The organism is Flavobacterium galactosi (assembly GCF_048158585.1).
In the GTDB taxonomy this organism is placed as follows: Bacteria; Bacteroidota; Bacteroidia; order Flavobacteriales; family Flavobacteriaceae; genus Flavobacterium; species Flavobacterium galactosi.
Genome location: NZ_JBLNKV010000003.1, coordinates 101,017 through 121,524, shown reverse-complemented (window position 1 = coordinate 121,524; position 20,508 = coordinate 101,017). Strand labels below are relative to the sequence as shown.

Sequence of the window (20,508 nt, the reverse complement as noted above, 5' to 3'; positions counted from 1 at the left end):
AAAAAATATATAGTTGTCTAAGTCTCAAAAAAAAAGCTATCTGAATGATAGCTTTTAATTTATGTTTATTTGTGATTACATTCCTTTGACAATATCCCCATTCGCATTAACAACTAATTTGCGAACGTCTTTGTCTTTTTTTATTCTCAGATTATATTCTTTTTTAATAACATCACCTTCTTTTTGAGAATATAAATATTTGTCATTTACAATTTGCCACCCGGGAAAAGCTTTATAAACGGAATAAATTACACTATTTGGAAGTCTTACGTTTTTATAGTTTTCAACAACTCGGATCAATTTTCCATTTTCATTATAAGTTGCATTCAATGATCCATTTTTGGTTTCCATAATTACTAAATAGTTTTCATATCCTTCATAATCTTTTCCCAGATCATATGCGATAAATTTTTCTTCTAAAGCTCTTACATTTTTATCAGGATTTTTATCGGGTAAATATATAGAGAAGTCTTTTCCAGCGCTTTTAATAACAACCCCAGGTAATTCTTCCATCCTTATATTTCCATCAATATCCTGCGAATATGATGTAATGGTTATGCTTAAAAAAAGCACAACAATAATAAACGATTTCATGATATTAGTTTTTAAATTATATTTCAAGTCATGTCAATAGCTATGATTAAAATAAATTTAGTAAGGTTTATCGTTTTCTTCCCCTTTTTGTTTTTAATTTATTTAAATCATTATAATTCAAAACATTAGTGGTTATATTTTTTGAATATTAAGTCAAAAAATTATATTGAGGACTAGTAAAGTTACCACTTTTTTCAAAGTGATGCAGTTAACTTTTTCTATAAATAAAGTTAATATGAGGGGAGTTTTTATGTCTGTTTTTAGCAGGAAAATCCACTGTGCCTATAAATAAAAGGCAAGATTATTTTGTTTTTCTTCTATGAAAAATAATCATTCAGTAATGAACATTTTATAGAGTGACTTATTATTTTAATTTGTTTTCAGAGGATGGAATGGTAATATTTGGAAAGTATGTTTTTCTGATGTTCCTTTAAAACTGCCTATTATAAAAGGAAACTTTTTAATTTAATGCCAAAGCTATTTTGTTCTGATTTTTAAATTCAGAATAAGTTGTTACATTTTATGAATTATAAAAATAGTAGGGCGGTTGTGTAAATCTACCTGTGTCTTTTTCCAATCAGAAGCGCGCATAGTTTTGATATATTCTGTTGGTAAAGTAATGTCTGTTGCAATACAAAGATAGGTTGCAGGATTTAGGGCTTGTAAAATATCCTCCAGCATTTTATTATTTCTATAGGGTGTTTCTATAAAAAGTTGAGATTGGTTTTTATCCTGAGATAGTTTTTCCAAGTTTTTAAGAGCTGTTTTCTTTTCTCCTTTTTCAATAGGTAAATACCCATTAAACGTAAAACTTTGTCCGTTCATTCCAGAAGCCATCATTGCCAAAAGAATAGAAGAAGGACCTACGAGAGGAACAACTTGGATTCCTTTTTCATGTGCCAGTTTTACTATTACTGCGCCGGGATCAGCTACGCCGGGACAACCTGCTTCGCTCATCAATCCTACATTTTTTCCTTCTAATAAAGGTTTGATAAAATCTAAATGCTCTTTGGTTTCAGTATGTTTGTTTAAAACAAAAAGTTTCAGCTCCGATTGCTTCTTTTCAGGACTGACTCCTTTAATAGATTTTCGGGCTGTTTTTTCGTTTTCAACAATATAATAATCAATAAAATCAATACTTCTTTTAATGGTTTGAGGTAAAACATCCATAGGGTTGCAATCTCCCATTGTAGTTGGTATTAAATAGAGTTTTCCTAAAAGAGAGGTTGGTTTCATTGGTTTGATTTTATGTTCCTTGAAGTAATTTTTTAAAGAATTCTTCTCGTTGAGTGTATGGTGTAGATTTTTTAAAAGAACTAAAAATAATTTTTTTAGAGAAAAGCTTATTGATGTTTTTCTATTATTTTTTTTGAAATTACATTGCAAACTTCATCAAGCATGTTGTAAACGATTTCAAATCCATTTGGTAAACCAAAATAAGGATCCGGGACATCTACATTTTCATTTGGAAACAACTCATTTAAAATGAGGTGTACTTTCTCTTTTTGATCTTCATTTTTGGCAAGCTCAATCACATCACTATAATTAGAGTTGTCCATTACATAAATATAATCAAAAGCATCAAAATCATTCGTGCTGAATTGGCGTCCTTTTTGATTTGAGATATTTATTTTATTTTTTTTTGCAACAGCAATGGAACGATCATCGGGTGAATGACCAATGTGCCATGAACCTGTTCCTGCTGAATCTACTGTAAATTTATTTTTTGGGAGTTTTGATGCTAATATACCTTCGGCCAAGGGCGACCTACAAATATTTCCTAAACAAACCATTAAAATTTTTATGGGCATGATGCTTTTTATAGCGTTAATTTTTTATTGATGTCTTCAACAAATTTCTTGAATTGTTTGTCGGTAGCAACTAAATTGTCAACGGTTTTGCAAGCGTGTAATACTGTAGCGTGATCTCTATCTCCAATTTGTGAACCAATGTTTGCTAAAGACGCTTTTGTGAATTTTTTCGCAAAAAACATAGCTAATTGTCTCGCTTGTACAACATGCCTCTTTCGAGTTTTTGATTGTAGCGTTTCTAAATCCAATTGGAAATAATCGGAAACAATTTTTTGAATGTAATCGATAGAAATTTCTCGTTTTACATTTTTTACAAATTTTTCAACAACACTTTTAGCAAGTTCTAAAGTAACTTCTTTTTTATTGAAAGATGATTGTGCAATCAGGGAAATGATGGCTCCTTCCAATTCTCTTACATTCGATTTGATGTTTCTTGCAACGTATTCAATTATTTCTTCAGGTATTTGCACACCATCTCTATACAATATATTTTTAAGGATAGAAATTCTGGTTTCATAATCCGGTTGGTGCAATTCTGCAGACAATCCCCATTTGAAACGAGATAATAAACGTTGTTCAATATCTTGCATGTCAACTGGTGCCTTGTCTGATGTCAAGATTACCTGTTTCCCGTTTTGGTGCAAATAATTGAAAATATGGAAAAATACATCTTGAGTTCCTGATTTTCCAGAAAGGAATTGAACGTCATCAATAATTAAAACATCAATTAATTGATAGAAGTGTATAAAATCATTTCGGTTGTTTTTCTTTACCGAGTCAATATATTGTTGTGTGAAAATTTCCGCCGAAATGTATAACACCGTTTTTTCAGGATATTTGTCTTTTATTTCTACACCAATTGCATGCGCTAAATGCGTTTTTCCAAGACCAACTCCTCCAAAAATTAATAATGGATTAAATGAAGTTCCTCCAGGTTTATTGGCAACAGCCATCCCAGCAGAGCGCGCTAATCTATTAGAATCACCTTCCAGAAAATTATCGAAACTGTAATTCGCGTTAAGCTGAGATTCAATTTTTAGATTTCTAATACCAGGAATTACAAAAGGATTTTTTAATTCTGGGTTCAGGTTTTTAAATGGAGCATCTACTTCTTGTGGCTTCATAGGAACTCTATTAGCACTTGGCAATTGTTCCGTAAACGGTTGTTTGTTGCCATAAGTGTTTTCCATTCTGATTTTATAGAGTAACTTTGCGTTTTTTCCAAGTTCTTTGGTAAGTGCCACTTTTAATAATTTTACATAGTGTTCTTCTAGCCATTCGTAGAAAAATTTACTTGGAACTTGAATATATAATGCATTATCGGTTAGCTCAACTGATTTGATTGGTTCGAACCAAGTTTTGTAAGCTTGATCCTGAATATTGTCTTTTATGAAAGAAAGACAGTTTTCCCATACTGATTGAGCAGTTTTGTTCATATATTCTGTTAGATTATTTTTATTCTGTAATTATTATCTTACTAAAAAAAGAGTGAAATTTCATCGTTTTTCGGGGTAACAAATATGTGAACAAATTTCTGTAAAAAAAAATATATTGGGTAATAATTTTACGAATTATTGTTGTAAGGCACGTTTTAATTTTTAATTTTTTAATTCATAATTAATGAAAGATCATCAAATTCAAGTTCGTGTACGTTACTCAGAAACGGACCAAATGGGTGTTGTATATCATGGAAATTACATCCCTTATTTTGAGATAGGAAGGGTGGAATGGCTTAGAGACAAAGGGATTTCATATAAAAACATGGAAGAAAGCGGTATCGGGTTGCCGATTGTTTCGATGAATATAAATTATAAAAAATCAGCTCGGTATGATGAGTTGCTTACCGTTCATACCACTTTCAAAAGTCAGAGTTCTGTTAAGATTGAATTTGATTGCGCTATTTATAATGAGTCCGAAGAGTTGTTAACAACTGCCCAATTTATTTTGGTTTTTGTGGCCTTAAAAACGGGTCGCCCAACAGCTCCTCCAGATTATATTTTAGAATTGTTAAAAAGGATAGAATAAATTATAGAAACAGCAATTTCGAATAGAAATTAGAGTCGTTTTATATCGATTTCAAACATCATATTAAAAATGTCGAATACCATTTCGGCATTTTTTTTTCGTGTTTTTATTTCCATTTTGCCTATCGGAAGTCCTGAATCTTCATTTATTTCCATTTCCTGAGCCACCATCTCGAGCTTTTTCTCCTTTATTACTCGCATCACTTTGTTCATGTTTTTATAATCAAATGTGATTGAATAATGAATATTTATAGTTTTTTCGACTATTTCGCAAGTTTCAAGGACCATTTGAGAGGTCGTCTTATAAGCAGATATCAATCCACCAACACCTAGTTTTATGCCTCCAAAAATCCGAACCACCACAATTAATACATTGGTTACGGAAAATGACTGAATTTGTCCGTAAATAGGCATGCCTGCAGTGTTGCTTGGTTCTCCATCATCATTAGCTCTATACGTTACTGTGTCAGCACCTATTTGATAGGCATAACAAAAATGTCCAGCATTGGGATGTTGTTTTCGTAAAATTTCGATTAGTGGTTTTACTTCGTCTTCAGATTGAATTGGGTAAGCATAACCAAAGAATTTACTGTTTTTTTCTTTGAAAAGTATTTCTGAAGATGGAAATTCAATGGTGTTGTAAGTATCTTTAAATTCCAAAAGGGTTTATTCTAAATTATTTTTTTGTCAAATAAATTAACGACATCTTCTTCACCGACTTGTAAATTCCAAACTTGAAACCCTAATGCGAGAGCCGCATCTGTATTTTCTTTTTTATCGTCAATGAATAAAGTGCGTTTTGGAGCCAAATCATGTTTGTTTACCAAATAATTGAAAATTTCAGGATTGGGTTTTCTCATTTCTACTTCAAACGAAAAATAGACTTTTTCAAAACATTGGTAAAAATCACTATAAAATGAAATTCCGTTTTTTTGCTCGAAAGTTTCTATATGGATGGCATCCGTATTGGACAATAAAAATAACCGGTATTTTTTGGAAAGCATTTGAAGAAATTCCAATCGGTACAATGGAAAATCAAGGAGAATTGCATTCCAAGCTTCAAGAATTTCATTTATGGAGGCGTTTGGTACATGTTTTTGAATACCAAGAAGGAAATTTTCACGCGAAATTTGACCCGTTTCAAACTGAATATTCAAATGGTCCAAATCTTCATTCCACTCCTGCAAACCTAATTGATATAAGGCATCCATAGTGGCTTGTTTATTCAAATTGATAAAGATATCCCCAAAATCAAATATAATAGTATTAATCATGGTTTCTAGAAATTATAAGTTCATCAGTGCCAATCGAATATTTTTCGAACGGTTTTTTATCTAGTATTGGGGCTTTCGTTCCCGTAGTAAATTGAATGTTTCCAACAAATATTCGTGCTTCATCCCAAAGGTTTGCGTCAATAAAAGTCTGTAGTGTTTGCCGGCCACCTTCAATAATTACAGATTGAATTTGATGCTGATACAACGCTTTTACTATTTGTTTCGCTATGTTTTGTTCAAAGTCAATTACTTCAAAGATAGTGTTTTCTTTTTCAATTGAGGTTTTCGATTTCGAAAATTGGATAGTTTTAACCTGATTATTAAAGATATGACTGTCTTTGGGAATTCGATTATTTTGATCTATAATTATTCGAATCGGATTGTTTCCATACCAATCCCGTGCATTTAGTTTCGGATTGTCATCAATAATTGTTTGCGTTCCTGCCAGGATAGCTTGCTCTTCAGTTCGCCATTTGTGAACTAATTGCCTCGAATAAACAGTTGTAATCCAAACTGGTTTTTTTTCATCTTTTTCTAAAGGTGCAATAAAACCATCCTGACTTTCGGCCCATTTCAAAATGATGTACGGCCTTTTCTTTTCGTGAAAAGTAAAAAAGCGTTTGTTCAGTTCATGACATTCCGCTTCCAGAATGCCAACGGTAACCTGTATTCCAGCTTCAATAAGTTTTTTGATTCCGTTTCCTGCGACTTTTATATTTGGATCAATAGTACCGATAACCACATTTGGTATTTTATTTTTGATAATCAAATCGCAACATGGCGGCGTTTTTCCAAAATGACTGCACGGTTCTAAACTGACATAAATAGTCGCTTTTTTTAATAACGATTTATCTTTTACTGAATTCACGGCATGTACTTCGGCATGCGGTTCTCCAGCTTTTTTATGCCAGCCTTCGCCAATGATTGTATCGTTATAAACAATTACACTGCCTACCAAAGGATTCGGATACGTTGTTCCTAAACCATTTTTGGCTAACTCGATGCATCGTTTTATATATTTTTCATGTATTTTCACATTACAAAAGTAGTAATTTTTGAGTTTAGCCCTAAACTTCAGGATTAGTTTTGAAACTTTAGAAAATAACAATAAACAATTTCTACTTTTGTAGGTGAAATTAGTTTATGAAATAAAATGGAAGAGTACCGGATTAGAAAAATAAAGAAAGAAGACAATCAGGCAGTTGCACAACTAATACGTGCGGTTTTTGACGAATTGAACATTCCAAAAGTAGGAACGGCCTATGAAGATCCTTATTTGGATTTAATGTTTGAAGCGTATAATAAGCCTAAATCAGTTTATTATGTTGTTGAAAAAGAGGGGAAGATTATCGGTTCTGCTGGAGTAGCGCCACTTGAAAATGAAGTGGAAACTATTTGTGAATTGCAGAAAATGTATTTTCTACCAGAAACTCGAGGTTTGGGAATTGGCAGCAAAATGATGGGAATGTGTTTGCAAAGCGCAAAAGATTTTGGTTTTGAAAAATGTTATCTGGAAACGATGCCCTTTATGCATGATGCCCAGAAATTATATAAAAAGGTAGGTTTCGAATACATTTGTTCCCCAATGGGAAGCACGGGGCATACTAGTTGTCCAGTTTGGATGTTGAAGGATTTATAAAAACTTCAAAATTCGTTGTTCAATCTTTAATTTTTTTTAAAGTTGAATATTCAATTTTGAATAGCGGATAAAAAAATAATGAAAATAAAAGAATATAGAACTCAATTTATTAATGAGCTTACTCCAATTTACGATGCAGGTGAAGCCGAGAGTTTTTTCTATTTGATATTAGAAGAAAAAAAGCAATTGAAAAGAATTGACTTGGCGTTGCATCCTGATTTGGTTTTTTCGGAAGAGGAAATTGCGGTTTGGAATTCTATTTTGGAACCATTAAAAAAAGAAATCCCAATACAGTACTTATTAGGTAAAACCAGTTTTTACGGTTTGGAATTTGAAGTCAATGAAAACGTTTTGATTCCAAGACCAGAAACCGAAGAACTAGTGGATTGGATTAGTAAAAGTAATTCAAAGATTGAAAGATTAAAAAATTTAAAGATTTTAGATATTGGAACAGGAAGTGGCTGCATTGCTATTTCATTGGCAAAAAATATTCCTAATGCCCAAGTTTTTGCCATTGATGTTTCCGAAAAAGCTTTGGCTACTGCCAAAAAAAATGCTAATATTAATACCGTAAATATTACTTTTATAAATCAAAACATTCTTGAAGTTGCCTCCCTGAGCGCAGTTGAAGGGTTAAATCAACAATTTGACATTATTGTTTCGAATCCTCCCTATGTTCGCAATTTAGAAAAAGAGGAAATCAAGAAAAATGTTTTGGAGAATGAACCTCATTTGGCTCTTTTTGTTGAAGATAATGATGCGTTGATTTTTTATAGAAAAATAGCTGAATTGGCTCAAAAAAATTTATCGCCAAACGGACAATTATATTTTGAAATCAATCAATATTTAGGCAAAGAAATGATTGGTTTACTCGAAAAAATGAATTTCAAAAACATCGAATTGCGCAAGGATATTTACGGAAATGACAGGATGATTCGATCTGAGGTTTGATTTTAGATTGAAGATTAGCGATTTTAGATTTTGTTGGAAAGCAAAAAAATAGTTTTTTTTAATTCTGCAACCTGCAAGCTACTCGTATCGCAATGCCTCAATTGGATCCAGTTTTGCAGCTTTTACGGCAGGATATAAACCAGAAACGATTGCTACAATAAAACTGGTTATAAACGCTGCCATAATTGCGCCCCACGGAATGACAAACACAAAACTCATTGCAGTAGCGATTCCAAAACCAATCAGGATTCCAAAAATAATTCCTACCAATCCGCCTAATTGTCCAATAAGTAAAGTTTCTATAAAAAACTGAAAAGCAATAGTAGTTTTTTTGGCTCCCAATGCTTTTCTAACGCCTATTTCTCTTGTACGTTCCGTTACCGAAACAATCATGATATTCATCAAAGCGATGGAGGAACCAAGAACGGTTATTATTCCGATAAGCCATGAGGCAAGGCCAAGATATTTAGTGATGCCAAGGATTCTATTGATGAGATCATCACTACGAACGACACCAAAATTATTGTCTTTTATCGGGCTTAATTTACGGACCCTACGCATCGTGCTGGTAGCATTATCAATGGCTTGGTCCAATAATTCTTTCTTAGAAACCATGATGCTCATAGTGTAATTGATATTTGGTGCGGTAAAAAGAGAACGGGCTACTTGAATTGGGATTAAAATTCGTAAATCTTGGCTGTTTCCAAAGGTGGAACCCTTTTCTTTTAATACTCCTATGACTCTAAATCGGGCGCCACGAATCGAAATTACTTTATCAATAGGATTGACATCTTTCAGTAATCCTTTTTCAAAATCAGAGCCTACAATGCAGACATAAGCATTGTTGTCGATGTCAAAACCGGTAAAATTTCGTCCTGCGCTAGTTTCTAAGCCGGAATTAGTCATAAAATGTTCATCAACACCCACAATAGAATTTTCGGGATCGGTTTTAATGGCTCCGAATTTCACTTCCGCTACTGACGTGGCTTTAAAAGAGAGGGAAGTTTCAGTAAAAGGATAGTTGTATTTGTTTTTGAAAGCGACGGCTTCCGGATAGGAAATAATCGGATTTATAATTTTACGTTCTTGTCCGCCGTTATTTCGGACTTCATTTTCATACTGATTAATATTGAAAGTATTGGCTCCCATCGAAGCAAAATCAGATGAAATTGTGTTTTCTAAAGCCGAAACAACGGTTAATATACTTACCAAAGCCGTAATCCCAATGGCGATAATCAGCACCGTAAGTATGGTTCGTAACAATTGGGTCCTGATAGAACCAAATGCAATCCGAATATTTTCTTTGAATAATTTTAGCATCATACGAGTTTGACACGAAAATACAATTTTTGTTACAAATTTTCTTTTCAAAAATCCTAATTTATTTTTAGAAGCTATTTCCAGCTTTCCGCTACAACCGGTCCGTAAAAATAATTTGTTTTCAATTGCCTGAAAGGAGCTTCCTTTGGTCGCTCTTTCAGGCAAGAAAACAATATTATTTTTCACTTCCCTATTTTCGCTGTAATCTGGGCTAGAGATCGGGCAATAAAATGCGAAAATTTGTAAACAGATTTATTTTAAAAATAAGATATTTGCAAAAGAATTAAAAATCAAAAATTACAAATTAGGTTTGTATAAATTTTTAATTCGTAATTTTTAATTCATAAAAATGGCATCAAAACCAAGCATTCCAAAAGGGACTAGAGATTTCTCACCAACCGAGGTGGCAAAACGGCACTATATCATTCAGATTATAAAAAGTAATTTCGAAAAATTTGGTTTCCAACCTATAGAAACACCTTCATTCGAAAACTCCGAAACCTTAATGGGAAAATACGGAGAAGAAGGCGATCGCTTAATTTTTAAAATATTAAATTCAGGAGATTATTTGGCCAAAGCCAATGCAACTCATTTAGAAAATAAAGACAGTACTAAATTAACGGCAAGTATTTCAGAGAAAGCCTTGCGTTATGATTTAACGGTTCCGTTTGCCCGTTATGTAGTACAACATCAAAACGAAATTGAATTTCCATTCAAAAGATACCAAATTCAACCTGTTTGGCGTGCTGACCGTCCGCAAAAAGGGCGTTTTAGAGAGTTTTTTCAATGTGACGCTGATGTTGTGGGTTCTAAATCGTTATGGCAGGAAGTGGAGTTGGTTCAACTATATGATACTGTTTTTTCTGCTTTGGGGTTAGAAGGGATAACTATCAAAATCAACAACAGAAAAATTTTATCGGGAATTGCAGAAGTAATTGGCGCATCAGATAAATTAATAGATTTCACAGTTGCGTTAGATAAACTCGATAAAATAGGGGAGGACGGCGTGAAAAAAGAAATGATGGAGAAAGGCATTTCGGAAGAAGCTATTGAAAAAGTACAGCCGTTATTTAATTTCATTGGAACCATCTCGGAAAAAATAAACCAACTTTCGGTTTTACTTGCAGAATCCAATGAAGGAATAAAAGGAGTGGAGGAATTGCGTTTTATTTGTGACAATGTGATAAAACTTGGATTGTCAACTGCAATTTTAGATTTAGATGTAACACTGGCAAGAGGCTTGAATTATTATACAGGCGCAATTTTTGAAGTGGCTCCGCCAAAATCAGTTGCCATGGGATCCATCGGCGGCGGTGGACGGTACGATGATTTGACCGGTATTTTCGGACTTAAAAACATGAGTGGAGTTGGGATTTCTTTTGGATTGGACCGAATCTATTTGGTTATCGAAGAGTTGAATTTATTTCCTGAAACCGTAACGGCAACTTCCAAAGCGTTGTTTATTAATTATGGTGATACAGAAGCATTTTATGGATTACAAGCCATACAAAAATTAAGAGCTACTGGAATAAAAGTAGAATTGTATCCTGATAATGCAAAGGTGGCCAAACAGTTTCAACATGCGGATAAACGAGGAATTCCTTTTGCTGTAATTATTGGGGAGGAAGAAATGGAATCTAATTCATTTTCGCTTAAAAATTTAGTGACAGGAGAGCAGGTTTTGCTGGATTTTGAAGGTCTGAAAAAGTCACTGTCGTAAGTGATCTTTAAATATAAAAAAAGCTTCGTTTTGTAAAACGAAGCTTTTTTTAATATAGGGTAATATGAATTAATAATTTTTTGTGGGCAACCTTTTTGTGTTTTCTTCAAAAAAACATTAACAAATTTATGTAATCTTTATCGATATAGTCTTAAAATTATATTAAAATTTCAGTGTGACGGATTAAAATTATTTCACTGAAATTAATTCAAAACAAAAGAGTGTTTCCATATTAATGTGACAATTTGACATTTTATAAGATTTGGCAGTACTTTTGCAATCCAAAGAAAAGAATAAAAAATGAAGTTTAAGAATTTTTTTAAAAACACAAGTAATATGACTACTGAAAATACAGAAATCGATCAAGAAATAGATGACCTAACATTAGAACAAAATGCGAATGGTGAGCAGCTTATTGTTGAGGAATTAGGTGTTGAAGAACAATTAACTCAAGACTTAGCCAAAGAGAAAGATAAGTATTTACGATTATTTGCTGAATTTGAAAATTACAAACGAAGAACTACTAAAGAGCGTATCGAGTTGTTTAAAACAGCAAATCAAGAAGTTTTACTTGCTATGTTGCCTGTTTTAGATGATTTTGACAGAGCGATTGTTGAAATAAGCAAATCTGAAGATGAAATTTTATTGAAAGGGGTGGAGCTTATTCATGAAAAATTAAAAAACACTTTAGTTTCTAAAGGATTAGAACAAGTTGAGGTTAAGGCTGGAGATGCTTTTGATGCAGATTTTGCTGAAGCAATAACTCAAATTCCTGCACCATCAGACAAAATGAAAGGTAAAATTGTCGATGTTCTTGAAAAAGGATATAAATTGGGAGATAAGATCATCCGTTTTCCAAAAGTTGTTATAGGGCAGTAGTAGAGACGCGATAAATCGCATCTGTACGACATAAAAAATCAAAAATGAAAAAAGACTTTTACGAAATATTAGGCATTTCCAAAAATGCTGATGCAGCCGAAATTAAAAAAGGTTACAGAAAACAAGCAATAGCACATCATCCTGACAAGAATCCTGGAGACAAATCGGCAGAAGAAAAATTTAAATTAGCGGCCGAGGCATACGAAATACTAAGTGATCCTCAGAAAAAAGCAAAATACGATCAATACGGGCATCAAGCTTTTGATGGTTCAGGTGGTTTTGGCGGAGGTGGTCACGGTGGAATGAATATGGACGACATTTTCAGTCAGTTTGGCGATATTTTCGGAGGCGGTTTTGGTGGTTTCGGAGGTGGTGGAGGCGGCGGAGTTCGTCGTGCTAAAGGAAGCAACCTTCGTATCAAAGTAAAATTGACATTGGAAGAAGTTGCCAATGGTGTGGAGAAAAAAGTAAAAGTAAAGCGCAAGGTTCAAGCCCCTGGAGTTAGTTATAAAACATGTTCTACCTGTAATGGTCAAGGACAGGTAATGCGAGTTACCAATACAATTTTGGGTAGAATGCAGTCTGCTTCTACGTGTCCTACATGTGGAGGTTCGGGGCAAATTTTAGACAAAAAGCCTGCAGAGGCTGATTCACAAGGAATGATTCTTGAAGACGAAACAGTCTCGATAAAAATACCTGCAGGTGTAGTAGACGGAATGCAATTGAAAGTTTCCAATAAGGGGAATGATGCTCCAGGAAACAGTATTCCGGGAGATTTAATTGTTGCCATTGAAGAATTGGAACACGAGTTTTTGAAGCGTGAAGGCGAAAACTTACATTATGACTTATACATCAGTTTCGCTGAAGCAGTATTGGGAATTTCGAAAGATATTGAAGCCATAAACGGAAAAGTTAGAATTAAACTGGAGGAAGGAATTCAATCGGGTAAAATTTTGAGATTAAAAGGAAAAGGAATTCCGAGTATAAATGGATATGGTAACGGAGATTTACTGGTACATGTAAATGTTTGGACGCCAAAAACGCTTAACAAGGACCAAAAACAATTTTTTGAAAAAAATCTTACAGATGAAAATTTTATTCCAAATCCGGAAAAATCAGACAAATCATTTTTCGAGAAAGTAAAAGATATGTTTTCGTAATAATAAAACGTGTAGAGACGCGATTTATCGCGTCTAATTAAAAAAATACATTCCCCATCCTTGTTAAAATAAGGATGGGTTTTTTATGAAACAATTCTAAGTATTTCGGTACTAATTATTTACTTTTACCACAATTAAAAATTCAGCATGAGTAATATACTTGAAGTTAATAAAGTCGTCAAGCAATATGGTGATTATGTGGCGCTTAACGAAATTTCATTAACTGTTCCAAAAGGAAGTATCTACGGACTTTTAGGTCCAAACGGAGCAGGAAAAACATCTCTTATCCGAATAATAAACCAAATTACATTACCTGATAGCGGCGAAATTATTTTGGATGGTGAAAAACTGCAGCCCAAACACGTTCAATATATAGGCTATTTACCTGAAGAAAGAGGATTGTACAACACGATGAAAGTGGGGGAGCAATGCTTGTATTTGGCTCAAATGAAAGGACTTTCTAAGGCTGAGGCCAAGAAACAACTTGAATATTGGTTTGACAGATTAGAAATTCAAGGGTGGTGGAACAAGAAAATCCAAGAACTTTCTAAGGGAATGGCACAGAAAATTCAGTTTGTAGTTTGTGTGTTACACAAGCCAAAACTGTTGATTTTTGACGAACCTTTTTCTGGTTTTGATCCCGTAAATGCCAATATTATAAAAGATGAAATTCTGGCATTGCGAGAAGAGGGAGCTACTATAATTTTCTCGACACACCGCATGGAAAGTGTAGAAGAATTATGTGACCATATTGCGCTGATTCATAAATCGAATAAACTGATCGAGGGAAAACTGGACGATGTCAAGAGACAATTTAAAACCAATAGTTTTGAAGTGGGCATTGTATCGGATAATGTAGAAGGCTTGATGTATGCTATTACACAAAAATTTACTGTTGGACCGGCTAATTTTAAGTCACTCAACAACGAGTTAAAACTGGAAATTCAAATAGGAAGCGCCACGCCAAATGAATTGTTGAATATCCTTACACAACGGGGACAAGTAACGCACTTTGTAGAAAAAATACCAAGTGTAAATGATATTTTTATACAAACAGTAACTAAATAAATAGTTAGGATTACCTATTCTTGATTTCAAAAAATCGGTAGTCAAAAATCACAAATCTAAATGAGCATCATTTCATTAATCATAAAAAGAGAATTTATTGCCAAAGTGCGTAATAAATCCTTTATTGTTATGACTTTTCTAAGTCCGTTACTATTTGTGGGAATAGCTGCGTTTGTGGGTTATTTAAGTTCCATGAAAGCCGATACCAAACGAATCGCCATTCACGATGAATCAGGTTTGTTTGCTAAGGAATTCACTTCTCAAAACGTTAAGAAAGGGGAATACAAATACCTTGATTTGTCCCTGATAGATTTGAAATTCCTGAAAGACAGCATCACAAACGAAAACTACGAAGGGTTGTTATACATTCCAAATGAAAGCAATTCGAAAGATTTCGAAAATAAAATTCAATTTATTTCGAACGAGAGTCCAAGTATTTCGTTCATTGAAAGTGTCCAGGATGTTATTGCAAAGAAGTTAACCAAAACCAATTTGGAAAAAGCGCATCTCGATACCTTAGCGATAAAAAATGCAGAATCTAAAGTCAATATCAGCTTAACAAAAGCCTCAGGCGAAGAAAGTGTAAAAGGACTTAACGAAATAAAAATCGGTATAGGTGGTGCCTTTGGATACCTTATTATGATGTTCATTATTATCTATGGTAACATGGTAATGCGAAGCGTTATCGAGGAAAAAACGAACAGAATTGTAGAAATCATAATTTCCTCCGTAAAACCATTTCAATTGATGATGGGGAAAATTGTAGGAACGGCATTAGCGGGATTGCTGCAATTCATTATTTGGGCCGCTATCGGACTATCTTTAATGTTTGCTGCTTCTCTGTTTTTTGGCGTAAATCTTGGACCAACCGCTAGAATTTCACCCGAATTGATGCATACTGCCCAACAAGAATTTGCCGGAACCGCCCAAATGTATATCAAGGAATTATGGAATTTACCCATTGCCAGTATTTTGATTGGATTTGTAATTTATTTCATTGGAGGGTATTTTCTGTACAGTTCATTTTACGCAGCAATTGGGGCGGCAGTCGACAATCAAACCGACTCACAACAATTTCTTTTGCCTATCATCATGCCATTAATGTTGAGTGTTTACATCGGTTTTTTTACCGTTATAAATGATCCGCATGGGACAATTGCCGTAGTTTTTTCAATGATTCCGCTTACTTCTCCCATCGTTATGCTCATGCGAATCCCGTTTGGCGTACCTTGGTGGCAAATCGCAATATCAATAACAGTATTATTCGGTACCTTCTTTTCAGTGGTTTGGTTTGCTGCCAAAATATACCGAGTAGGAATACTCATGTACGGCAAAAAACCAACATGGAACGAATTATACCGATGGTTGAAATATTAATAACTTGGTTTGTTTTCGCTTCCGTTAAAATTTAATTAATTTATGGAGCTATTTCCCGCTTTCCGTTGCAATCTTTTTATTTTTAAAGAAAAAATAAAAAGGATTTCCACTTTAATCGGGGCTAAAAAAATAAAAATATGTCAAAAATACTAATCATAGAAGACGAGGCCGCTATTCGAAGAGTGCTTACAAAAATACTCTCCGAAGAAAACGACACCTATCAGGTGGAAGAAGCGGAAGATGGTGCTGCAGGTTTTGAAAAAATAAAAAACAACGATTACGATTTGGTTTTGTGCGATATCAAAATGCCAAAAATGGACGGTGTCGAAGTATTGGAAGCCGTCAAAAAAATCAAGCCCGAAATCCCGATGGTGATGATTTCCGGTCATGGCGATATGGAAACCGCCATCAATACGATGCGTTTGGGAGCATTTGATTACATCTCGAAACCACCAGATTTAAATCGATTATTGAATACGGTTCGCAACGCTTTAGACAAAAAACAACTCGTAGTAGAAAATAAAATTCTGAAGAAAAAAGTCAGTAAAAACTACGAAATGATTGGCGAAAGTGAAGCCATCAATCACATCAAAGTAATGATTGATAAGGTTGCCCAAACCGAAGCGCGAGTTTTAATCACAGGACCAAACGGAACCGGAAAAGAATTGGTTGCACATCAATTACATGAAAAAAGTGAAAGGGCTAATTTCCCTTTAATCGAAGTGAACTGCGCCGCTATACCATCAGAATTAATTGAAAGTGAATTATTCGGTCACGTAAAAGGGGCCTTTACATCGGCGGTGAAAGACCGTGCAGGAAAATTTGAAGCGGCTGATAAAGGAACAATTTTTCTGGATGAAATTGGTGATATGAGCCTTTCGGCGCAAGCCAAAGTATTACGTGCTTTGCAAGAAAGCATGATTACCAGAGTGGGAGCAGATAAAGATATTAAAGTCAACGTTCGGGTGGTTGCGGCGACCAATAAAGACTTGAAAAAAGAAATTGCCGAAGGGCGTTTCCGGGAGGATTTATACCATCGTTTGGCTGTAATCCTGATAAAAGTACCATCGTTGAACGACAGACGCGAGGATATCCCGATGTTGATTTCGCATTTTGCCGATAAAATTGCTTCTGAACAGGGAAATGCCATAAAAAAGTTTTCTGCAGCAGCGATTCATTTATTGCAGGAATACGATTGGACAGGGAACATCCGTGAATTGAGAAATGTGGTGGAGCGATTGATTATCCTTGGCGGAAGCGAAATTTCCGAGAATGATGTGAAGTTATTCGCAAGTAAATAAAATTAATTTAATGATTTAAAGATTTGACATCAGTTTTAATCTTTCAATCTTCAATCATAAGAAATGAAACTAAAAAAAATAAACGAAGAGTTACAGCAAGCCTTAATTGAAAATGGTTTGACCGAGGCCAATGCCATGCAAAAAGAAACATTTTCGACGATGAAGAGTGGTTCGGATTGTATTATTATTGCACCAAAAGGAAGCGGGAAATCGACTACAATTGTGCTGAATGTAATTCAGCGATTGGCAGGCGCAACTGAGGAATCACCAAGGGCTTTGATTATTGTTGAAGATAAAGCCAAAGTATTGGAAATGGAATCGCTTTTTGAAAAATACGGAAAGAATTCTAATTTAGAAGTCTATGGTGTTCATGATAAAGGGGATATTGAATACGATAAAAATTATATTTCAAGCGGAATTGATGTGTTGATTGGGACTCCAAACAAGTTGAGTGAAATGTTCACAACAGCAGGTTTCAATGTAAACCGATTGAAAATGTTTATCCTTGATGATGCCGACCCAATTTTGAAATTGCGTCATGAGACTAAAATCATGCGTATATCGAATAGCATTGTCAGAACCCAACGTATAATTTTTTCGGAGCAATTCACAGAACGAATAGAAGTCCTTGCTGAAAAAATGCTAGTGGAGCCTTTTGAATTCGATTTTGATGGAGATGAAGACGAAGAAGACGATTTTGAGGAGGAAGAGGATTTCGAGCCTGAAGTTGGAGATGACTTCGAGGAGCAAGAAGGTGATGAAGAAAATGGTAATAAATAATTAAATAAAGAATAAGATGGGATTAATGAAAGTGTTTTCGGGAAGTGAGATTTTAGCTTTAGCGTTACAACAGAGAATTGAAGCAATTGGAGTAGATACCGTTTTAAAAAATAACATACAATCAGCTCGATTAGGAGGTTTTGGAAATTCAGATTTAGCAGTGGAATTGTTCGTTCAGGAAACCGAGTTTTCAAAAGTGAATCCCGTTATTGAAGAATTTAGAATGAGTATTTAACCGCATTCATAATAAAAAACAGAATGAAATATAAAATGTTAGTTTTGGACATGGATGACACTTTGTTAACCGATGACCATACCATTTCAAACGAGAATGCAGCAATGTTGGCTAAGGCACAGGAACTCGGCGTTTATGTTATTTTGGCATCTGGCAGGCCAACTCCAGCGATGATTGCTTACGCCAAAGAATTGCAATTGGATAATTCCTATATGATATCGTATAATGGTGCTGTCATTACTGATTTAAAAGAAGATAAAGTCATTTTTGAGCAAACTTTGACTCAGCAACAAATTCATGAATTGTATGATTATAGTTTGAAAAATAAGACCCATATTATTACGTATCTTGATGGGAAAATTGTGAGTGAGACGGATTCTGAATATATTGAAATCGAAAAAAACATCACCGGTTTAGAACACAATAAGGTCCTTAGTTTCAAAGATGAAGTTAAATCGGCAGCCATAAAATGTATTTTATTGGAAGAGCCAGCCTATCTCAAAGAAGTAGAAAAAGACCTGAGACTTGCCATGCCGCATCTTAGCGTATGCATGTCAAAACCATTCTTTTTGGAAGTAGCACAAAACGGGATTGATAAAGGTGCCAGCATCAAATTTTTGGCCGAAAAACTGAACATTCTTCAAAGTGAAATCATAGCCGTTGGAAACGCAGGAAATGATTTAACAATGATCCAATATGCCGGATTAGGGGTTTGGGTAGATAATGTAGATCCTGAATTGAGAGATAAAGGAGATGTTATTGTAGCCTCAAATAATAATCATGGCGTGGCTGAAGTAGTGAGACGATTTATTTTGAATTAGATTTCAAATAAAAAAAATAATAATTTATTATCCGATGCTTGTTCTCTAAAAAGAGTCTGAGTGTCGGATTTAGTTTTTAATAAAATGGTTATTGTCTAAAAATTAATAGATTTTTGTTCGTAAATTTGCGCACTCAATTTTTTGACAACGATTTCATTAATTGAGTTATTTTATGGAAAACAGAAAAAAAGTTGCTTTTTATACGCTGGGTTGCAAATTGAATTTTTCGGAAACATCAACGATTGCCCGTAATCTTCAAGATGAGGGTTTTGATCGTGTAGATTTTGAGGAAGTGGCTGATATGTATGTGATTAATACCTGTTCCGTTACGGAAAATGCAGATAAGCAGTTCAAGCAAGTCGTGCGGAAAGCAATGAAATTGAATGATAAAGCATTTGTCGCGGCGGTGGGTTGTTATGCGCAATTGAAACCGGAGGAATTAGCAGCTGTTGATGGCGTAGATTTAGTTCTTGGTGCAACTGAAAAATTTAAATTGGCCGATTATATCAATGATTTGTCCAAAAATGATTTTGGAGAAGTACATTCTTGTGAAATTGCAGAAGCTGATTTCTATGTGGGAAGTTACTCCATTGGAGATAGAACCCGCGCTTTCTTAAAAGTACAAGATGGTTGCGATTATAAATGTACCTATTGCACGATTCCATTAGCAAGAGGAATTTCGAGAAGTGATGAACTGGAAAATGTATTGAAAAATGCGTCTGAGATTTCGAAACAAAATATCAAGGAAATTGTTCTTACCGGAGTAAATATTGGAGATTACGGAAAAGGAGAATTTGGAAATAAAAAACACGAACATACATTCTTGGAATTAGTTCAGGAATTAGATAAAGTGGAAGGAATCGAAAGATTACGAATTTCATCCATTGAGCCGAATTTATTAAAAAATGAAACGATAGAATTTGTGTCGAAAAGCAGGACTTTTGTACCGCATTTTCATATTCCGTTACAATCCGGTAGCAATGACATTTTGAAATTAATGAAACGTCGTTACCAACGCGAAGTATATACCGAAAGAGTAAATAAGATTCGTGAAGTTATGCCACAGGCTTGTATTGGCGTAGATGTGATTGTTGGTTTTCCTGGTGAAACAGATGAGCACTTCTTAGAAACGTATCATTTCCTAAATGATATGGATATTTCGTATTTGCATGTTTTTACATACTCGGAACGGGATAATACAGAAGCGGCAGAAATGGCAGGTGTTGTTCCTGGAAATGTTCGTGCAAAACGCAGCAAAATGATGCGTGGATTATCGGTAAAAAAACGCCGTGCTTTTTATGAAAGCCAATTGGGAACAAACAGAACTGTTTTGTTTGAAAGCGAAAATAAAGAAGGTTATATTCACGGTTTTACCGAAAATTACGTGAAAGTAAAAACACCTTGGAATCCAGAATTAGTAAATACATTACATGAAATCAATTTAACTAAAATCGATGAAGACGGAAGTGTTCGAATGGACTTTATATTGGCTTTGGTTTAATTATTAAACATATAAGGCATTTAAGTTTTACACTAACCAAGACTTTAATAAAC

The 20,508-nt window shown here is 34.3% G+C and carries 21 protein-coding genes; 13 read left to right on the top strand and 8 right to left on the bottom strand.

Annotated features, from left to right (window positions below; genetic code table 11):
- Positions 1-75 precede the first annotated feature (75 nt).
- From ACM55M_RS07275 to dnaA, 4 genes are all read right to left on the bottom strand, one after another.
- The gene (locus ACM55M_RS07275) at positions 76-594 is read right to left on the bottom strand and encodes a hypothetical protein (protein WP_416856905.1); all 519 of its coding nucleotides are present in this window, start codon (positions 592-594) and stop codon (positions 76-78) included.
- A 513-nt stretch (positions 595-1,107) separates the two neighbouring features.
- Positions 1,108-1,830, bottom strand: coding sequence for an SAM-dependent methyltransferase (locus ACM55M_RS07270; protein ID WP_416856904.1), 723 nt, complete (start codon positions 1,828-1,830; stop codon positions 1,108-1,110).
- A 107-nt stretch (positions 1,831-1,937) separates the two neighbouring features.
- Positions 1,938-2,405 (bottom strand): low molecular weight protein-tyrosine-phosphatase, encoded by a 468-nt coding sequence (locus tag ACM55M_RS07265; protein WP_416856903.1) that lies wholly within the window; start codon positions 2,403-2,405, stop codon positions 1,938-1,940.
- 8 nt (positions 2,406-2,413) lie between these two features.
- Entirely contained in the window at positions 2,414-3,841 is a 1,428-nt protein-coding gene (gene dnaA, locus ACM55M_RS07260) for a chromosomal replication initiator protein DnaA (protein ID WP_416856902.1), read from the bottom strand.
- 184 nt (positions 3,842-4,025) lie between these two features.
- On the opposite strand from dnaA, the gene ACM55M_RS07255 reads away from it, so the two are divergent.
- Positions 4,026-4,430, top strand: a complete 405-nt coding sequence (locus tag ACM55M_RS07255; RefSeq protein WP_416849097.1) for an acyl-CoA thioesterase — start codon at positions 4,026-4,028, stop codon at positions 4,428-4,430.
- A gap of 29 nt (positions 4,431-4,459) precedes the next feature.
- Here the strand turns inward: ACM55M_RS07255 and ACM55M_RS07250 are convergent, their stop codons facing one another.
- The 3 genes from ACM55M_RS07250 to ribD are packed head-to-tail and all read right to left on the bottom strand — an operon-like array spanning position 4,460 to position 6,739.
- Complete coding sequence (locus tag ACM55M_RS07250) at positions 4,460-5,089, bottom strand: IMPACT family protein (RefSeq protein WP_416856901.1); 630 nt, start codon at positions 5,087-5,089, stop codon at positions 4,460-4,462.
- Between the two features lie 11 nt (positions 5,090-5,100).
- On the bottom strand, positions 5,101-5,703 hold the full coding sequence (locus tag ACM55M_RS07245) for an HAD family hydrolase (RefSeq protein ID WP_416856900.1): 603 nt from the start codon (positions 5,701-5,703) through the stop codon (positions 5,101-5,103).
- Positions 5,696-6,739 (bottom strand): bifunctional diaminohydroxyphosphoribosylaminopyrimidine deaminase/5-amino-6-(5-phosphoribosylamino)uracil reductase RibD, encoded by a 1,044-nt coding sequence (gene ribD, locus ACM55M_RS07240; protein ID WP_416856899.1) that lies wholly within the window; start codon positions 6,737-6,739, stop codon positions 5,696-5,698. The genes ACM55M_RS07245 and ribD overlap by 8 nt, the downstream gene beginning before the upstream one ends.
- A gap of 117 nt (positions 6,740-6,856) precedes the next feature.
- On the opposite strand from ribD, the gene ACM55M_RS07235 reads away from it, so the two are divergent.
- Together ACM55M_RS07235 and prmC are read left to right on the top strand one after the other, a co-directional pair.
- Entirely contained in the window at positions 6,857-7,342 is a 486-nt protein-coding gene (locus tag ACM55M_RS07235) for a GNAT family N-acetyltransferase (RefSeq protein WP_416856898.1), read from the top strand.
- Positions 7,343-7,420: 78 nt separating this feature from the next.
- Positions 7,421-8,293: a peptide chain release factor N(5)-glutamine methyltransferase gene (gene prmC / locus ACM55M_RS07230; protein ID WP_416856897.1), complete on the top strand. Its 873-nt coding sequence runs from the start codon at positions 7,421-7,423 to the stop codon at positions 8,291-8,293.
- Between the two features lie 78 nt (positions 8,294-8,371).
- Here the strand turns inward: prmC and ACM55M_RS07225 are convergent, their stop codons facing one another.
- Positions 8,372-9,616, bottom strand: a complete 1,245-nt coding sequence (locus ACM55M_RS07225; RefSeq protein WP_416857254.1) for an ABC transporter permease — start codon at positions 9,614-9,616, stop codon at positions 8,372-8,374.
- Positions 9,617-9,962: 346 nt separating this feature from the next.
- Between ACM55M_RS07225 and hisS the strand changes: the two genes are divergently transcribed.
- The 10 genes from hisS (at position 9,963) to mtaB (ending at position 20,455) form a co-directional block, all read left to right on the top strand.
- On the top strand, positions 9,963-11,333 hold the full coding sequence (gene hisS / locus ACM55M_RS07220; protein ID WP_416856896.1) for a histidine--tRNA ligase: 1,371 nt from the start codon (positions 9,963-9,965) through the stop codon (positions 11,331-11,333).
- A gap of 300 nt (positions 11,334-11,633) precedes the next feature.
- A complete protein-coding gene (locus ACM55M_RS07215) occupies positions 11,634-12,212 on the top strand; it encodes a nucleotide exchange factor GrpE (RefSeq protein ID WP_416856895.1) in 579 nt (192 codons plus the stop codon).
- Positions 12,213-12,256: 44 nt separating this feature from the next.
- Complete coding sequence (gene dnaJ, locus ACM55M_RS07210) at positions 12,257-13,372, top strand: molecular chaperone DnaJ (RefSeq protein ID WP_416856894.1); 1,116 nt, start codon at positions 12,257-12,259, stop codon at positions 13,370-13,372.
- 147 nt (positions 13,373-13,519) lie between these two features.
- Complete coding sequence (locus tag ACM55M_RS07205; protein WP_416856893.1) at positions 13,520-14,440, top strand: ABC transporter ATP-binding protein; 921 nt, start codon at positions 13,520-13,522, stop codon at positions 14,438-14,440.
- Positions 14,441-14,500: 60 nt separating this feature from the next.
- Entirely contained in the window at positions 14,501-15,817 is a 1,317-nt protein-coding gene (locus ACM55M_RS07200) for an ABC transporter permease (protein ID WP_416856892.1), read from the top strand.
- Between the two features lie 137 nt (positions 15,818-15,954).
- Complete coding sequence (locus tag ACM55M_RS07195; RefSeq protein ID WP_416856891.1) at positions 15,955-17,118, top strand: sigma-54-dependent transcriptional regulator; 1,164 nt, start codon at positions 15,955-15,957, stop codon at positions 17,116-17,118.
- A 63-nt stretch (positions 17,119-17,181) separates the two neighbouring features.
- Entirely contained in the window at positions 17,182-17,898 is a 717-nt protein-coding gene (locus tag ACM55M_RS07190) for a DEAD/DEAH box helicase (RefSeq protein ID WP_416856890.1), read from the top strand.
- A 16-nt stretch (positions 17,899-17,914) separates the two neighbouring features.
- Complete coding sequence (locus ACM55M_RS07185) at positions 17,915-18,133, top strand: DUF2007 domain-containing protein (protein ID WP_291249006.1); 219 nt, start codon at positions 17,915-17,917, stop codon at positions 18,131-18,133.
- Between the two features lie 23 nt (positions 18,134-18,156).
- Entirely contained in the window at positions 18,157-18,954 is a 798-nt protein-coding gene (locus tag ACM55M_RS07180; protein ID WP_416856889.1) for a Cof-type HAD-IIB family hydrolase, read from the top strand.
- 172 nt (positions 18,955-19,126) lie between these two features.
- Positions 19,127-20,455, top strand: coding sequence for a tRNA (N(6)-L-threonylcarbamoyladenosine(37)-C(2))-methylthiotransferase MtaB (gene mtaB / locus ACM55M_RS07175; protein ID WP_416856888.1), 1,329 nt, complete (start codon positions 19,127-19,129; stop codon positions 20,453-20,455).
- Positions 20,456-20,508 lie beyond the last annotated feature (53 nt).

Excerpts from the sequence above, each read along its gene's own strand:
- ACM55M_RS07275 (WP_416856905.1), bottom strand. The coding sequence starts at position 594 with ATGAAATCGTTTATTATTGTTGTGCTTTTTTTAAGCATAACCATTACA.
- ACM55M_RS07270 (WP_416856904.1), bottom strand. The coding sequence starts at position 1,830 with ATGAAACCAACCTCTCTTTTAGGAAAACTCTATTTAATACCAACTACA.
- ACM55M_RS07265 (WP_416856903.1), bottom strand. The coding sequence starts at position 2,405 with ATGCCCATAAAAATTTTAATGGTTTGTTTAGGAAATATTTGTAGGTCG.
- dnaA (WP_416856902.1), bottom strand. The coding sequence starts at position 3,841 with ATGAACAAAACTGCTCAATCAGTATGGGAAAACTGTCTTTCTTTCATA.
- ACM55M_RS07255 (WP_416849097.1), top strand. The coding sequence starts at position 4,026 with ATGAAAGATCATCAAATTCAAGTTCGTGTACGTTACTCAGAAACGGAC.
- ACM55M_RS07245 (WP_416856900.1), bottom strand. The coding sequence starts at position 5,703 with ATGATTAATACTATTATATTTGATTTTGGGGATATCTTTATCAATTTG.
- ACM55M_RS07235 (WP_416856898.1), top strand. The coding sequence starts at position 6,857 with ATGGAAGAGTACCGGATTAGAAAAATAAAGAAAGAAGACAATCAGGCA.
- prmC (WP_416856897.1), top strand. The coding sequence starts at position 7,421 with ATGAAAATAAAAGAATATAGAACTCAATTTATTAATGAGCTTACTCCA.
- ACM55M_RS07225 (WP_416857254.1), bottom strand. The coding sequence starts at position 9,616 with ATGATGCTAAAATTATTCAAAGAAAATATTCGGATTGCATTTGGTTCT.
- hisS (WP_416856896.1), top strand. The coding sequence starts at position 9,963 with ATGGCATCAAAACCAAGCATTCCAAAAGGGACTAGAGATTTCTCACCA.
- ACM55M_RS07215 (WP_416856895.1), top strand. The coding sequence starts at position 11,634 with ATGAAGTTTAAGAATTTTTTTAAAAACACAAGTAATATGACTACTGAA.
- dnaJ (WP_416856894.1), top strand. The coding sequence starts at position 12,257 with ATGAAAAAAGACTTTTACGAAATATTAGGCATTTCCAAAAATGCTGAT.
- ACM55M_RS07205 (WP_416856893.1), top strand. The coding sequence starts at position 13,520 with ATGAGTAATATACTTGAAGTTAATAAAGTCGTCAAGCAATATGGTGAT.
- ACM55M_RS07200 (WP_416856892.1), top strand. The coding sequence starts at position 14,501 with ATGAGCATCATTTCATTAATCATAAAAAGAGAATTTATTGCCAAAGTG.
- ACM55M_RS07195 (WP_416856891.1), top strand. The coding sequence starts at position 15,955 with ATGTCAAAAATACTAATCATAGAAGACGAGGCCGCTATTCGAAGAGTG.
- ACM55M_RS07190 (WP_416856890.1), top strand. The coding sequence starts at position 17,182 with ATGAAACTAAAAAAAATAAACGAAGAGTTACAGCAAGCCTTAATTGAA.
- ACM55M_RS07185 (WP_291249006.1), top strand. The coding sequence starts at position 17,915 with ATGGGATTAATGAAAGTGTTTTCGGGAAGTGAGATTTTAGCTTTAGCG.
- ACM55M_RS07180 (WP_416856889.1), top strand. The coding sequence starts at position 18,157 with ATGAAATATAAAATGTTAGTTTTGGACATGGATGACACTTTGTTAACC.
- mtaB (WP_416856888.1), top strand. The coding sequence starts at position 19,127 with ATGGAAAACAGAAAAAAAGTTGCTTTTTATACGCTGGGTTGCAAATTG.